Here is a 13,819-nt window from a genome sequence, read left to right as displayed (position 1 = left end):
GGTCCGATCCTACTCCCCGGGCACCGGGAAGTGGTCGGGGAACAACTGCTTCAAGGTTTCCAATCGAGCGAGCGTTCCGGACAAATGCTCCCGCATTGCATCCTTTGCTTCCTCAACCTTCGACTCCCGGATCATCTCGATGATCTTGTTATGATCCGCGATGACCTTTTCCGGCTTCCGCTCGCCCTGTGCATGCAGGTGGAGCCTGCGTAGGCGATCAAGCGGACCGCTGCGGGATTCCACGAGGTCGTGCAGTCCCTGTTTATCGGCGGCGACGAACAAGCCGCGATGGAATTGTTTGTCGAGGCGTTCGAATTCCTCCAATTCGCGATCCCGGGCCAAGACCCATTCCATGCGCGCCAGGCTTTCCTGCGCGCTTTCGATCTTGCTCTTGTCCGGATCGGCGGCGAGCAAGGCGACGATTTCCGTCTCCAACGCCGTGCGCAGGAACTGGCATTCCCGCACCAACCGGTCATCAATCATCGTAACGACCGTCTTCGACTGCGGAAAAATGTCCAGGAGCCCCTCGGCTTCGAGCCGCTGAATGGCATCGCGCAACGGTGTCTGGCTGACCCCGTAATAGGCGGAGAGTTCCTGGCGTGAAAGACTACTGCTGGGAGAAAGTTCCAGAGAAACGATGCGTTTACGCAAGTCCGCATAGACTTGGTCGGCAAGGGGTGTTCTTTTGTCACCGATCCATCGTTTACCGCTGGAATTCATAATCTGTTCACCGGCTTCTTGTTGGAAACTTGTTTGCCCGCAAAGCAATCAACCGAACTCACCATACACATGAGATTGCCGAGTTAAAACTAATATATTAATATCGTAAAATCCTATAAACTCTGACTCTAGGCTGGTTCCTGGAACAGAATCGGCAACGATTGCCCGGGCTTGCATTCAAAACTGGACAAACCGGCAGTTACCGTTCTTGGGAGGAAATACCGGCATGGCAAAAACCAAAGAAACGCTCCGCAGCGCACGGTGGTTTGCGCCCGACGACCTCAGGTCATTCGGTCATCGATCCCGCATGATGCAGATGGGATATGACCCGGAAGACTGGGCGGGACGGCCGGTCATCGCGATCATCAACACCTGGTCCGACGCCCAGCCCTGTCACGCCCATTTCAAGCAACGGGTGGAAGATGTAAAACGCGGGGTGTTGCAGGCCGGCGGCTTCCCGATGGAACTGCCCGCCCTGTCCCTGTCCGAAAGCCTCGTGAAACCGACCACGATGCTGTACCGGAACATGCTCGCGATGGAGACGGAGGAATTGCTCCGCTGCCACCCGGCCGACGCGGCGGTGCTGATGGGCGGTTGCGACAAGACCACGCCGGGCCTTGTTCTGGGGGCGATCAGCGCCGGCCTTCCATGCATCTATCTTCCGGCCGGGCCTATGCTGCGCGGGAACTACAAAGGCGAATATCTGGGCTCGGGCTCCGATGCCTGGAAGTATTGGGACGAACGCCGCGCCGGCAATATCTCCGACAAGGAATGGGTCGGCATCGAGGGCGGCATCGCCCGGTCCTACGGACATTGCATGACGATGGGAACGGCCTCGACCATGACAGCCATCGCCGAGGCAATGGGCCTGACCTTGCCGGGAGCCAGTTCCATACCGGCCGCCGATGCGAACCATATCCGGATGTCGACCCAGGTCGGCCGGCGCGCCGTCGAGATGGTGTGGGAAGATCTGGTCCCGTCGGAAATCCTGACCCCCGCCGCCATCCGCAATGCCGGTGTCGTCGCCATGACAATGGGCTGTTCCACCAACGCCATCATCCATCTGGTCGCCATGGCGCGCCGGGCGGCTGTGGACTTCACCATGGACGATCTGGACGCCTTGGGCCGTACGACGCCGGTTCTGGCAAATGTTCGGCCGAGCGGCGCGAAATACCTGATGGAAGATTTCTATTACGCCGGCGGCATCAGGGCCCTGATGGCCTCGCTTGGCGACAAGCTGGACCTGACCGCGAAGACCGTGGCCGGCATCACATTGGGCGAAGGCCTGGAAGGCGCCGAAGTCATCAACGACGACGTCATCCGGCCGATGAGCAACCCGGTCTACCCCGAAGGCGCGCTGGCGGTACTGAAAGGCAATCTGGCGCCCAACGGCTGCGTCATCAAACCCTCGGCCTGCGCCCCGCATCTTCAGGTCCATGAAGGACGGGCCATCGTCTTCGACAGCTATCCCGAAATGAAAAAAGCCGTCGACGACCCGGACCTGGACGTGACGGAAAGCGACATTCTCGTCCTGCGAAACGCCGGTCCGCAAGGCGGCCCAGGCATGCCGGAATGGGGGATGCTGCCGATCCCGACAAAACTGGTCAAAAAGGGCGTGCGCGACATGCTCAGGATTTCCGATGCGCGGATGAGCGGCACCAGCTATGGCGCCTGCATCCTGCATGTGGCGCCGGAATCCCATATCGGCGGCCCTCTGGCCTTCTTGAAAACAGGGGATATCATCCGGGTCGACGTTCCCAGCCGGTCGATCGACATGCTGGTAGACGAGGACGAACTTGCCCGGCGCCGGGCCGCCTGGGTCGCGCCGAAACCTTATTACGGGCGCGGATACGGTCATATCTTCGCCAAACACGTGAAACAGGCCGATGAAGGTTGCGACTTCGATTTCCTGGAAACGAAGTTCGGAGAACCGGTACCGGAACCGGATATCTTCTAGGCCCCACCTTTACCGCGAACATCGAAAACAGGGAAAAGACCCATGAAACCAGAAACCCGCGAAAAACTCTCCGCCGTCTCCTGCGCGACGCTGACCACCGCTCTGTTCAAACGCGGTCTGCGCAACGTCTTCATTCAGAACGTGCGGCCGATCACGCCCAAGGGGCGGAACATGGTCGGGCCCGCCTTCACGCTGCGCTATATCCCCGCGCGCGAGGATCTGAATCCGATCACGGTCTTCCAGAATCCGGATCATCCGCAACGCGCCGCCATTGAACAATGCCCGGAAGGTCATGTCATGGTGATCGACAGCCGGCAGGATGCGCGCGCCGCCTCGGCCGGGGACATCCTGATCCGCCGACTGATGAAACGCGGCGGCGCCGGGATCGTGACCGATGGCGGGTTCCGGGACAGCCCGACGGTCGGCACGCTCGACATTCCCGCCTACCAGCAGCGTCCGTCTTCTCCGACCAATCTGACGCTGCATCAGGCGATCGATTTCAATCTGCCGATCGGTTGCGGCGGCGTGCCCGTCTTTCCCGGCGACATCGTCGTCGGCGACGGTGAGGGCGTGGTCGTCATCCCCGCCGATATAGCGGACGAGATCGCCGACGAAGCCCATGAAATGACCGCTTTCGAAGATTTCGTCACGGAAAAGGTGATGGAGGGCCGGTCCATCATCGGGCTTTACCCGCCCACCCATGAACAAACCAAGATCGACTTCGCCGCGTGGCGGGAAAAGACCGGCCGCTGAGCAGAAGGGCTCTTGTCCGGGCACAATTTACGGCAGTCCCCCTGTGTGAGATAGCAGGTCGCGTGTATAAGGGCATATCGACGAACCAAACGGCGAGAGCCCGAACATGACCGTTTCCTGCGGCTGCACCTTCGATGCTATGGCCGGCAACACTGACCGCCGGCCGGGCCTCGGAGGGAAATGGTAGATGTCCGACGACTCCATCCGCACCAAAAACGCCGAGGCGAAGGCAGGCGCCGAACTCACCTTGCGCGGGCTGAAGGTCTTCGTTGCCGTCGAGGAAACCAGATCGATCGGCGGGGCCGCGGAGCGCATCGGCACCAGCCCCTCCAGTGTCAGCCAACAGATCACCGCCTTGGAAAACGCGGTGGGTGCGAAGCTTTTCGATCGGCGCGGTCGGCCGATTACCCTTACCCCGGCCGGTCAGGTCCTACGCCGTCACGCCCACAAGATTCTTGAGACTGTATCGGAAGCACAGACCGAACTGGCGGAACTGAACCTGACAGCATTACCGAAACTGTCCCTGTCGATTGTCGATGATTTCGACATTTCCCTGACACCGGCACTAGTTTCGCGTTTGCAGGCGCAATTTCGAAACTGTTTCGTCAGCGCCTCCTCGGGCCGATCGGACCTAATGGTCCAGGACCTTGTCCACCGACGCTCGGACATCGCGATCGGATCCATCCTGCCCGAAGCCCCCAGCGCTTATTGGGTGACACCGATCCTGCGAGAGACCTTCTTCCTGGTCAGCGCCAAAGGCGCGGTCGATCCCGACGAGGACCTGCTGCCGCAATTGTCCGACCTTCCCTTCGTCCAATTTTCGGAGGAAACCCATATCGGGCGACTGATCGCCCAGCACCTGCGCCGTGTCCGCTTCACCACATCGCGCCGCTTCGCCTTCGACACGGCACGTTCCGTTTTCGCGACGGTGGTGCAGTCGGGCGGTTGGGCGATCACCAATCCCCTCAGCCTGCTGGACGCGGAACGCTTCACGCCCCTTGTCGAAATCCGGCCACTGCCGTTTCCCGCCCTGTCGCGGCGCATATGGTTGATTGCCCGGTCGGACGAGTTGGGGCGTCTTCCGGAACGGCTGGCGACAGACTGCCGCCGTCTCATCAAACGGCAGGCGATCGCGCGGTTCCTTGAGATTGCGCCGAGCCTGGCCGACACCGTCGAAATTCTGGAGGAATAGGCCGCCGGGCCGCGTCAGGCCGAACAGGCCTCATCGAAGGCGGCGACAACCCGGTCGACATCCTCACCGCTGACGTCGAGATGCGTCACCAGCCGGACCCTGCTGGTCCGGCTTGCGATCTGTACGCCCCGCTCCATCAAGGCAGCCGGCAGTTTCGCCACAAGCGCTTCGGACAGATCGACGAATACCATGTTCGTATTACAGGCGACGACGTCGAGCCCGTCCACGCCCAGCCCGCCCAGACCATCGGCCAGCCGCGACGCATGCAAATGGTCCTCCGCAAGCCGGTCGATATTGTTTTCCAGCGCGTAGAGCCCGCAGGCCGCAATGACACCAGCCTGACGCATCGCGCCCCCCAGCATCTTTCGGATGCGGCGCGCCTTCGCCATCATGTCCGTCGGCCCGACAAGCACCGTCCCGACCGGCGAACCCAGCCCTTTCGACAGGCAAACGGAGACCGTATCGAAATAGGCCGCGATCTCCGCCGGCTTCACGCTCAGGGCGACCGCGGCGTTCATGACCCGTGCCCCATCCAGATGAGTGTTCAGGCCGGCCTCCCGCGCAATGGCCGTCGCTTTCGCCATGTAGTCCATCGACAGCGCTTTGCCGTTATGGGTGTTCTCAAGCGATAGAAGGCGCGTCACCGGGAAATGCGGATCGGCCATTTTCACGGCTGATTTGATTGCATCCAGCGGTATCTCGCCCGCTTCGTTCGTCGGAATGGCAAAAGGCGCGACGCTGCCCAGGACCGCCGTCCCCATCGCCTCGTAAGTGACGATATGATAGCCGGTACCGATGATGTATTCCTCACCGCGGCCGCAATGCGCCATGACCGCGGCGAGATTCGACTGGGTGCCGCTGGGAAAAAGCACGGCGGCCTCCTTGCCCATCAGATCCGCGGCCTTTGCCTCCAGCGCATTCACCGTTGGATCATCGCCATAGACATCGTCACCGACCGAAGCGGCGGCAATCGCGTCATACATGCCTTGCGACGGTCTGGTGACCGTATCGCTGCGCAAGTCGATGATCCTGTTCGCGCCGGTGAAGGTGGCGGGACGCTCGGACGATGCGGCAGGATAGGTCATGGTTCAGCTCCCATAGCGGGCCTTGAAGGCAAATTGTTAGGTTATGCGAGTTTGCCGTATCCCATGTTCCGGATCACTGCAAAGGCTTTTGCGGCAAAGCTCCGTTGACTGTCAGGTCAGTCCACGGCCTCGGCAAGGAATTCGGGCGCGGGCAGGAAATCGTCGATGTTCACCTCATCGATCTGATACGGCTCCAGGAACTGGTCCGCGTATCTCTTCCACACGCCCGACCGCAGGAACAGGTCGAACAGATCCGCATCGATATGCTGATCCTTGACCATGAAACTCATGATACGAAGCGACTCACTGATCGTCTTCGCCTTCTTGTAGGGTCGGTCGCCGGCGGTCAGGGCCTCGAAGATGTCGGCGATCGCCATGACCCTCGCCGGCACCGACATTTCCGCTTTCACCAGCCCGCGCGGATATCCGGTGCCGTCCATCTTCTCGTGATGTCCGCCGGCATATTCGGGTATACGACGCATGTTCTTCGGAAACGGCAGTTGCTCCAGCATCTTGATCGTGACGACGATGTGATCGTTGATCGTTTCCCGTTCCTCCGCCGTCAGCGTGCCGCGCCGGATCGATAGGTTATAAAGCTCACCGCGATTGTATTTCCCGACCTGGTGTTCCGGCAGATCGCCCAGCAGAGGCTCCACACCCGGCGTAGAGGGCATCTTGTGCTTCTGCATGCTCTCTTCGGCCGGGCTCAATCCCAAAGTTTTGTCGAAGTGCCGGGTCCAGGTTTGCGCCGCGATTTCATTCAACCGGAGCAGCGCGTCGTCATCCATGAATTCCCCGCCTACATTCGCGTCGGCGACGAATTTGAACTCCTCGGCCAACCGCTTGCATGTCGCATCGAATTCCGCCTCCGCCTCGGCCTTGTCCTTACCGGCAAGCTGCGCCTTCAGGCAGTCGATTTCGGCATCCCGGCGCAGCACTTCGAAACGCGTACGGATTTCGCCGATGCGATTGTAGATCGTCTCAAGCTTGGAGGCCTTGTCGACCACATATTCCGGTGTCGTCACCTTGCCGCAATCATGCAGCCATGCCGCGACATGCAACTCGTACCATTCGTCCTGGGTCAGCGAGAAATCCGCGAATATGCCTTCCGTGCTCTTGCAGGCGGCATCAACCAGCATTTTCGTGATCACGGGCACGCGCTGGCAATGGCCGCCCGTATAGGGGGATTTGTCGTCGATCGAAGACGCCAGCATTTCGATCAATGAATCCCAGAGCCGCCGCTGCTCGTTGATCAGCATGGAATTTTCGAGCGCCACCGCCGCTTGGCTGGTCAGTGCCTCGATCAACGGCTGAAGCTTGCGGTCGAAGGAAACCGTTTTGCCCGTCGCATCCCGGGCGTTGATCAACTGCAGGACGCCGATGACTTCCTCATTGGTGTTGATCATCGGCACGGTTAGGAAGGATTGCGAGCGGTATCCCGTGCTTTCGTCGAACTTCTTCGTGCCGCTGAAGTCGTAATCCTTGGCCTCATAGGCATCCAGGATGTTCACAGCTTGCCGCTGATGCCAGACATTCGTGGCGACGTTGTTGGTGTTCCTGGTTCCATCGTCGCGGAACAAAGGAACCGGCGGGAACGGGATCTCCTTGCCGGTGGTCCCCCCGAGCGCGACTTGAAGCGTGTCGTTGCGCATGATCTTGAAGGCGAGACCGGTTTCATCATCGGTCGTAAGGTAGAGCGTTCCGCCGTCCGCATTATAGATCTGCTTCGCTTCAAGCAGGATCATTTCCAGCAGCCGGTCGGTATTCCGTTCGGCCGACAGGGCAATACCCAGTTCGATCAGCCGCCGAATGACACGGTCACCTTCCCGGCGCCCGCCGAAGACGCCGGAAGACCGCCGTTCCGCTTTCGCTTGCAGGCCATAGGGATCCCGCTCCGGAGACAACATCGCATCCGGCGTGGTCGTCACATCCTGCACGTCGCCAGTCAAATAAAACGAACCTTCAACCCGAACGATCCCCCGCGCCGACCATCAGCCGACGCCCTAGTCAGGCCAGACAGACCACAAGAGGCCCTGCCGACAAGGAACAAGGATAAACAGTTCGCACGTGCAACGTAAGACCGATCCGTACGGGATTGTTGCGGAAATGGCGCGAAATAGGTGCTTATTATGCTTAAAGCAGGTTGATGCGCATGTTTTCGCGCGCAACGACCGCGCCCGACCATCTTTCCCGCGCCTTCATCTCCAATTCCTCCATGAACTTGTCTTCATGGGTCGGATCGTGATGGAAAATCGCGAGCATCTTGGCGTTCGCCATTTGGCACAGCTTCACGCCTTCTTCCCAGGTCGAGTGACCCCAGCCAACCTTGCTCGGGAATTCCTCTTCCGTATAGGTGCAATCGTAAATCACCAGATCGGCGCCTTCGATCAACTCCAACACGGTTTCGTCGGGCCGGCCCGGTATATGCTCAAGGTCCGTGACATAGCACATGGCCTTGCCCTTGAACTCGACCCGATAGCCGGTTGCCCCGTTCGGATGGTTCAACGGCTTGGTTCGCACGACGACGCCCGGCGTGAGACTGAACGAGTCGCCGGCGGAGAAATCCTCGAACGACAGGTTCGACTGCATCGCTTCGAGCGGCACGGGGAAGAAGGGCTGGGCCATCTGCCCGCCGAGCACCTTGCGCACGCCGCCTTCTTCCTGGATGTGGCCGGCCATGATGTTGAAGCTCTTGCCCGGAACAAAGGCCGGGGTGAAGAAGGGGAAGCCGTTGATATGGTCCCAATGCGTGTGGGACAGCATGATATTGGCGCGGTGCACGTCCTTGCGCAGCAGCCAGGAGCCGAGATTTCGAATGCCGGTACCGGCATCGAAAATGATCCGCTCGCCGCCGGTCGAGACCTCGATGCAGCTCGTATTCCCGCCGAAGCCGATATGGCGCGGCGACGGACAGGCGATCGACCCGCGAACGCCCCAGAATTTTACTTTGAAGGCCATGCCGACAAATCAACCGAATTCGTTGTCATTTCCCCCCCCGGATTGAGCATAGCCCACATGCTCGAAACACCTTCAGTTACGGATAGTTGGTTTTCAAGGAAAAACCTGTGACCGCTGTCACAGACAGTTTCAAACACCGCCTGTTTGCTGCGAAAATCACTGTTATTTTCCCTTCTTCTCATCATCTGCTCACGGATGCAGTCGTATCGCGATGCGGCGATTCTGACGCCGGTTCTCGGGTATCGGCTCACCGGCAATGTCCGTTGCGCGCAGCTTGGGCCGCGTATCCGCATAACCGGCCGCCTGCATTCGGGACGGATCCATTCCCTCTTCAATCAAGTGGCGGACGACACTGGCCGCCTGCAGGGACGACAGTTCCCAATTCGACGGAAATTCCGGCGTGCTGATGGGGACATCGTCCGTATGCCCTTCGACATCGACGAAATATGCGTCGTAGGGCGGTTCCTGTAATTCGTAGCGGATCTGACGCAGGATCAGTTTCGCAGGATCCGTCATTTCCAACGATCGCGGCTTGAAAAAGGACGCCACGACGAAATCGATGACGATCCCCTCGTCGTCAAAGCCGACCTGCACATCGCCCGGCGGCAATTCCGCCGTCGTATCGACGATCGCCTGAACCTTGCTGTGCATATTGAAGATCGGCAGGACTTCCTTGACCTCCGCCTGTTCCTTCTTGCCGACCTCGCCTTTGATGCCTGCCTGCACTTCCTCGAACCTGACCAGGTCGATCTTGGAAAACGAGATAAGCATCACGAAGAAGGCCATCAGCAGCGTGATCGCATCCGCATAGGTAACGAGCCAGTCGTCCTCGTTTTCCTGCACGGCGTCCGATCTGCGGCGGCGATGAGGCACTGTGTTTCCCCCTACCGTTCGCGCAACTGTTTATCGATGTCGAAACGGATGGCCGGATCCAGGAAACTGTTCATTCTGTCCTGGATGAAGCGCGGGTTCTTGCGATCCGCGAGAAGGGCCAGACCTTCCAGCAACAACTCATGCCGAAACCGATTGATCTCATGCCGCTGGGTCATTTTGTTGGCGGCGGGCAGACAGATCATCCTGGCCATGATGACGCCGTAGAGCGTGGTGTTCAGCGCCACGGCCAGACCGGTCCCTAAATCCGACGGATCGCCCTTCATATTGTCCAGCATGATGATGAGGCCGACCAGCGTGCCGATCATGCCGAAGGCCGGGGCCGTGCTGGCCATGTTCTTGCAGATATTGGCCGGCACCATGTTCCGCTCGAAGGTCGAATTGGCGACGGATTCAAGGTTGGCACGGATCTCGTCGGCCTTGTATCCGGACAGCACGAGTTCCAGTCCGAAGCTCAGAAACGGGTCCGCCTTCACCTTCTGGGATTCCTGTTCGAGAACCGTAACGCCCTTCTGCTGGGACAGATAACCCCAGCGGATAATTCGGCCCACTTCCTGGTTCAGAATACTGCGGCCGATCCGTTGAACGCTGAATGTCGACATGATGCCGCGCAGTGCCAACAGGACATAACGCGCCTCCTGTCCCAGGAATGTCGCGGCCAGGGTTCCACCGATCACCATCACAAAGCTGGAACCGCTGGCAAAAATCCAATAGTTGTCCGTGCTGAAGACGATCGACCCGATGAACAGGCTGATGCACAGGATGAAAGCAATGAAAGTATTGATCGACATCGGTTCCAGGCCGTCCAATCACAAATAAAGGCGGCAATCCTTTAAGTCAGGCCATGTAAAAGATGGCCAACTCCCCAGTACGAATAAGAAATTCCCCGCGAAAACTTACATTAGTTCGCTCAATATTTAAATGCTTCTTTGACGGATAGGCATATGGACCAGTCAAAACCGGTTGAAGTCACCAAACTCGGCGCCCGCGGCGACGGTATCGCCGACGATCCGGACGGCCCCCTCTACATCCCATTCTCGGTTCCCGGGGACCGGTACCGGGTTATCAAGACCGTCCCGCGCGGGGACGGACGCCTGGCGACAAAGGCGGAACGGCTCTCATCCGGATCCGATCGGACTGACCCGCCCTGCCCCCATTTCGGGAACTGCGGTGGATGCAGCCTGCAACACGTCTCCTTGCCCGCGATCGCCGATTTCAAACGGGAACTGCTCGCGGACGCTCTCGCCAAACGGGGGTTCTCGGAAATCGACGTGGCGGAAACCGTATCGGCGCCACCCGGCAGCCGCCGACGCGCGCGGCTTTCCTGCATCAAGACGGTCAAGGGCTGGATCGTCGGGTTCAACACCCGCGGCACCAATAGGATCACAGGTATCGAAGGCTGTCTGATCCTGCGCCCGGCCTTAACCGCCCTTCTTCCCAAGATGGCGGCCCTGCTGCAGCAACTGCCGTCGATGGGCAAGGCCGGCGACATACAATTGACCGAAGGAACGTCCGGCGTCGAAGCCGTCCTGATGCCCGAAAAACCCAAGGACCTGACGTTGGACGAGCGCTATTTCTTGACCGATTGGGCCGAGGAAACCGATCTCGCCCGGTTGGTCTGGCAGGATCGATCCGGCGCCGATCCGGTCGTGGAACGTCGACCCTTCGTGATCAAGATCAAGGGGGCGACGCTGGCCCCGCCGGCCGCCGCCTTTTTGCAGGCCAGCGCCGAAGGCGAAGCAGCCATCGTCGACCATGTATTGCAGGCCGCGAAGCAGGCCCGCCGGGTCGCCGACCTGTTCTGCGGATGCGGCACGATCTCCCTGCCGTTGGCCGCGGCGGGTCACAGTGTCCATGCCGTCGAGATCGACCGGTCGCTTCTGGCCGCCGTGCAGCGCATGGGCGGCGGCAATGTCACGATCGAGGCGCGGGATCTGGCGCGCAATCCCATCGCGGCGGCGGACCTTGCTGTTTATGACGCGGTCGTCTTCGATCCGCCGCGCGCCGGTGCGGCAGACCAGGCAGCCGAAATCGCCGCGTCCGCTGTCCCGACCGTCATCGCCGTATCCTGCAATCCGGCAACGCTTGCGCGCGACTTGAGGATTTTGGTGGATGGCGGCTACCGAATTGAAAGCGCGACACCGATCGATCAATTCACCTGGTCGGCGCATCTGGAAGCCGTCGCGGTTCTGCGTCGCGAACCCTGACCGAAACCGCTCAACCGTCGATGCTACGCAGCAGGGCCGGATAACGCAGGCCCAGGGTGATCCCCCGCAGGATCATCAGAACGACGATGGAAGCCCAGAGCCCGTGATTGCCGAAGGCCGGCTCCAACAGCGCGAGGGAGGCGAGATATCCGGCCAGCGTGATGATCATGCCGTTTCGCAGATCGGCCGACCGCGTCGCCCCGATGAAAATGCCATCCAGGGTGAAACACCAGACCGAGACGATCGGCATGATCGCCGCCCAGAACATGAAGCTGTAGGCCGCCGACCGCACCTCCGCTATACCGGTCAAACCGTCGATGATGAACGGTCCGGCGACAAAAAAGACGAGGGTGGCGCCGGCGGCGATGCCGAAGCCCCATTTCAAAGCGATCATCGAGGCCGCATGGAAGCCCTCTTTGTCACGTCTTCCTTTGGCACCCCCCACAAGCGCTTCCGCCGCATGGGCGAAAGCATCCAGCGCGTGGGAACTGAAGGTCAGAAAATTGAGCAACACCGCGTTGGCGGCCAGGATGACATCCCCCATCTGGGCGCCACGCGCGGTAAATATCGCGAAGGCGCTGAGCAGGCAGAAGGTGCGGATGAAAATGTCCCGATTGATTGCCGCCATGGATTTGAACGCGCCGAAGGAAAAGAGGTCGCGGTCCGGAACAAGCCGGTTTTCCATTCCGCTGAGGCGCCGCAGGATCAGATAACCACCGAGTAGGAAGCCGGCATATTCGGCGATCAGCGTCGCCCCCGCCACGCCATCGACACCCCAGCCTAGTCCCATGACGAACAACAGGTCCAACGCTATGTTGATCGCATTCGTCACGACCTGGATGACGAGCGGGGTCTTGGCGTCTTCCTGGCCCAGGAACCACCCCAGGATTACAAATGTCCCCAGCGCCGCCGGCGCCCCCCAGACGCGTATCTCGAAATATCGATGGGCCAGTCCTTCGACCTGATCGCTCGCGGGCAGCAGAACAAAGGACAGCCAAGCGATCGGCAGTTGTAGAAGAATGATCCCAGCGGCCAGGCCCATGGCAATCGCACCGGCACGGAACAGCACGACCTGGACACCGGTTTCGTCGCGCGTGCCAAAAGCCTGAGCGGTCATGCCCGTGGTGCTCATGCGGAGGAAACCGAACCCCCAATAGACATAGGAAAAGATCAAGGCGCCGACGGCGACCGCCCCCAGATAAGCGGGATCGGGAAGATGCCCCATCACAGCCGTATCCACCGCGCCCAGCAGGGGCACGGAGATGTTTGAAATGATCATCGGCATAGCCAGCCGCCAAATCCGGCGATGCCAGTCGCTTGCCTGAACCCCGGTGTTCACGCCGTCGCCCGTCTACGAAATTGTCCAGAAGCCGTCCCGTCCTGCGGTACCCAGTGACCGCAATCACTGCGCCCGAAGAGAAAGTGCGTCACGGTTGCCCAGACATCAACACCGATCCGGACCGGCGACTTCTCCCCAACATTCGCGCGGTCCCGGACGGTCAGGACCGGGAATGAAACCATGCCTTGGATAGACTACGGAGATTACGCAAGAAACCAGTCCGACTGGGCCCATTCGCTGCTGAAGAAAGCCATCAAATCGGACCCCGCCACGGCGGAGGATCTGGGACGCGAAGCCAAGGAAGCCATGCACAGGGGCGCAACTCATCTACGCCAGAAGGAACAGGCGTGACGACGGCAATCCTGCACGAACGCCGCCAGTTCCTCGGCATTCCCCCTGTTCCTCAGTATTCCCCTGCCCCTCAGTACTCCAGGGTGTCGCCGCCCGGAAGAAGCCGACGCGCCCGCGCCGGTTCCTCCGGCAGGATCGATGCCTTTTCCGCGAAATCCACAACCATGGCATCATCGGCCAGAATGAAATCCAGAACGCCGGCAAGGAAGGTCGGATCCTCCACGCGTTCGCGGATCTCCGCGGGCCCTACCCCGGTGACCGCCAGAAAACGGCCGATACGGTCCGCATCCTGCGAGAGGTAAATCAAGGCATCGCGTGCAAGGGCCAGAGCCTCTTCCGGTTGTTTCATCGTCATTCCTTCGATTA

At 60.2% G+C, this 13,819-nt stretch carries 13 protein-coding genes; 5 read left to right on the top strand and 8 right to left on the bottom strand.

Features of this window, described 5'->3' with window-relative positions:
• Positions 1 to 9: 9 nt before the first annotated feature.
• The gene (locus ACQK2G_RS04150) at positions 10 to 720 is read right to left on the bottom strand and encodes a GntR family transcriptional regulator (RefSeq protein ID WP_425403760.1); all 711 of its coding nucleotides are present in this window, start codon (positions 718 to 720) and stop codon (positions 10 to 12) included.
• A 226-nt stretch (positions 721 to 946) separates the two neighbouring features.
• Between ACQK2G_RS04150 and araD the strand changes: the two genes are divergently transcribed.
• From araD to ACQK2G_RS04135, 3 genes are all read left to right on the top strand, one after another.
• Positions 947 to 2,677, top strand: a complete 1,731-nt coding sequence (gene araD, locus ACQK2G_RS04145) for an L-arabinonate dehydratase (RefSeq protein ID WP_425403759.1) — start codon at positions 947 to 949, stop codon at positions 2,675 to 2,677.
• Between the two features lie 42 nt (positions 2,678 to 2,719).
• A complete protein-coding gene (locus ACQK2G_RS04140) occupies positions 2,720 to 3,430 on the top strand; it encodes a ribonuclease activity regulator RraA (RefSeq protein WP_425403758.1) in 711 nt (236 codons plus the stop codon).
• Positions 3,431 to 3,617: 187 nt separating this feature from the next.
• Positions 3,618 to 4,622 (top strand): LysR family transcriptional regulator, encoded by a 1,005-nt coding sequence (locus ACQK2G_RS04135; RefSeq protein ID WP_425403757.1) that lies wholly within the window; start codon positions 3,618 to 3,620, stop codon positions 4,620 to 4,622.
• A 14-nt stretch (positions 4,623 to 4,636) separates the two neighbouring features.
• Here ACQK2G_RS04135 and ltaE read toward each other — a convergent pair whose 3' ends face one another.
• The 5 genes from ltaE to ACQK2G_RS04110 form a co-directional block, all read right to left on the bottom strand.
• Positions 4,637 to 5,707 (bottom strand): low-specificity L-threonine aldolase, encoded by a 1,071-nt coding sequence (gene ltaE / locus ACQK2G_RS04130; protein ID WP_425403756.1) that lies wholly within the window; start codon positions 5,705 to 5,707, stop codon positions 4,637 to 4,639.
• A gap of 116 nt (positions 5,708 to 5,823) precedes the next feature.
• On the bottom strand, positions 5,824 to 7,656 hold the full coding sequence (locus ACQK2G_RS04125; protein ID WP_425403755.1) for an HD domain-containing phosphohydrolase: 1,833 nt from the start codon (positions 7,654 to 7,656) through the stop codon (positions 5,824 to 5,826).
• Between the two features lie 184 nt (positions 7,657 to 7,840).
• Entirely contained in the window at positions 7,841 to 8,665 is an 825-nt protein-coding gene (locus tag ACQK2G_RS04120; protein ID WP_425403754.1) for an MBL fold metallo-hydrolase, read from the bottom strand.
• A 189-nt stretch (positions 8,666 to 8,854) separates the two neighbouring features.
• Positions 8,855 to 9,538 carry an OmpA/MotB family protein gene (locus ACQK2G_RS04115; protein ID WP_425403753.1) on the bottom strand — a complete coding sequence of 228 codons (684 nt, stop codon included), beginning with the start codon at positions 9,536 to 9,538 and terminating at the stop codon, positions 8,855 to 8,857.
• Between the two features lie 11 nt (positions 9,539 to 9,549).
• Positions 9,550 to 10,347 carry a motility protein A gene (locus tag ACQK2G_RS04110; RefSeq protein WP_425403752.1) on the bottom strand — a complete coding sequence of 266 codons (798 nt, stop codon included), beginning with the start codon at positions 10,345 to 10,347 and terminating at the stop codon, positions 9,550 to 9,552.
• A gap of 153 nt (positions 10,348 to 10,500) precedes the next feature.
• Here ACQK2G_RS04110 and ACQK2G_RS04105 point away from each other — a divergent pair, with 153 nt between their 5' ends.
• The gene (locus ACQK2G_RS04105; protein WP_425403751.1) at positions 10,501 to 11,763 is read left to right on the top strand and encodes a class I SAM-dependent RNA methyltransferase; all 1,263 of its coding nucleotides are present in this window, start codon (positions 10,501 to 10,503) and stop codon (positions 11,761 to 11,763) included.
• A gap of 10 nt (positions 11,764 to 11,773) precedes the next feature.
• Here ACQK2G_RS04105 and ACQK2G_RS04100 read toward each other — a convergent pair whose 3' ends face one another.
• On the bottom strand, positions 11,774 to 13,102 hold the full coding sequence (locus ACQK2G_RS04100; protein WP_425403750.1) for an MATE family efflux transporter: 1,329 nt from the start codon (positions 13,100 to 13,102) through the stop codon (positions 11,774 to 11,776).
• Positions 13,103 to 13,282: 180 nt separating this feature from the next.
• On the opposite strand from ACQK2G_RS04100, the gene ACQK2G_RS04095 reads away from it, so the two are divergent.
• Positions 13,283 to 13,453: a hypothetical protein gene (locus ACQK2G_RS04095; RefSeq protein WP_425403749.1), complete on the top strand. Its 171-nt coding sequence runs from the start codon at positions 13,283 to 13,285 to the stop codon at positions 13,451 to 13,453.
• Positions 13,454 to 13,523: 70 nt separating this feature from the next.
• Here the strand turns inward: ACQK2G_RS04095 and ACQK2G_RS04090 are convergent, their stop codons facing one another.
• The gene (locus ACQK2G_RS04090) at positions 13,524 to 13,802 is read right to left on the bottom strand and encodes a DUF3572 domain-containing protein (protein ID WP_425403748.1); all 279 of its coding nucleotides are present in this window, start codon (positions 13,800 to 13,802) and stop codon (positions 13,524 to 13,526) included.
• Positions 13,803 to 13,819: the final 17 nt, after the last annotated feature.

This window comes from Hwanghaeella sp., from assembly GCF_965227365.1.
In the GTDB taxonomy this organism is placed as follows: domain Bacteria; phylum Pseudomonadota; class Alphaproteobacteria; order UBA8366; family Aestuariispiraceae; genus Hwanghaeella.
Note: the sequence above shows the minus strand (reverse complement) of the source record. Positions and strands in the feature narration are given on the sequence as shown.

Coding starts and splice junctions, on each gene's coding strand:
- ACQK2G_RS04150 (WP_425403760.1), bottom strand. CDS start 720: ATGAATTCCAGCGGTAAACGATGGATCGGTGACAAAAGAACACCCCTT.
- araD (WP_425403759.1), top strand. CDS start 947: ATGGCAAAAACCAAAGAAACGCTCCGCAGCGCACGGTGGTTTGCGCCC.
- ACQK2G_RS04140 (WP_425403758.1), top strand. CDS start 2,720: ATGAAACCAGAAACCCGCGAAAAACTCTCCGCCGTCTCCTGCGCGACG.
- ACQK2G_RS04135 (WP_425403757.1), top strand. CDS start 3,618: ATGTCCGACGACTCCATCCGCACCAAAAACGCCGAGGCGAAGGCAGGC.
- ltaE (WP_425403756.1), bottom strand. CDS start 5,707: ATGACCTATCCTGCCGCATCGTCCGAGCGTCCCGCCACCTTCACCGGC.
- ACQK2G_RS04120 (WP_425403754.1), bottom strand. CDS start 8,665: ATGGCCTTCAAAGTAAAATTCTGGGGCGTTCGCGGGTCGATCGCCTGT.
- ACQK2G_RS04110 (WP_425403752.1), bottom strand. CDS start 10,347: ATGTCGATCAATACTTTCATTGCTTTCATCCTGTGCATCAGCCTGTTC.
- ACQK2G_RS04105 (WP_425403751.1), top strand. CDS start 10,501: ATGGACCAGTCAAAACCGGTTGAAGTCACCAAACTCGGCGCCCGCGGC.
- ACQK2G_RS04095 (WP_425403749.1), top strand. CDS start 13,283: ATGCCTTGGATAGACTACGGAGATTACGCAAGAAACCAGTCCGACTGG.
- ACQK2G_RS04090 (WP_425403748.1), bottom strand. CDS start 13,802: ATGAAACAACCGGAAGAGGCTCTGGCCCTTGCACGCGATGCCTTGATT.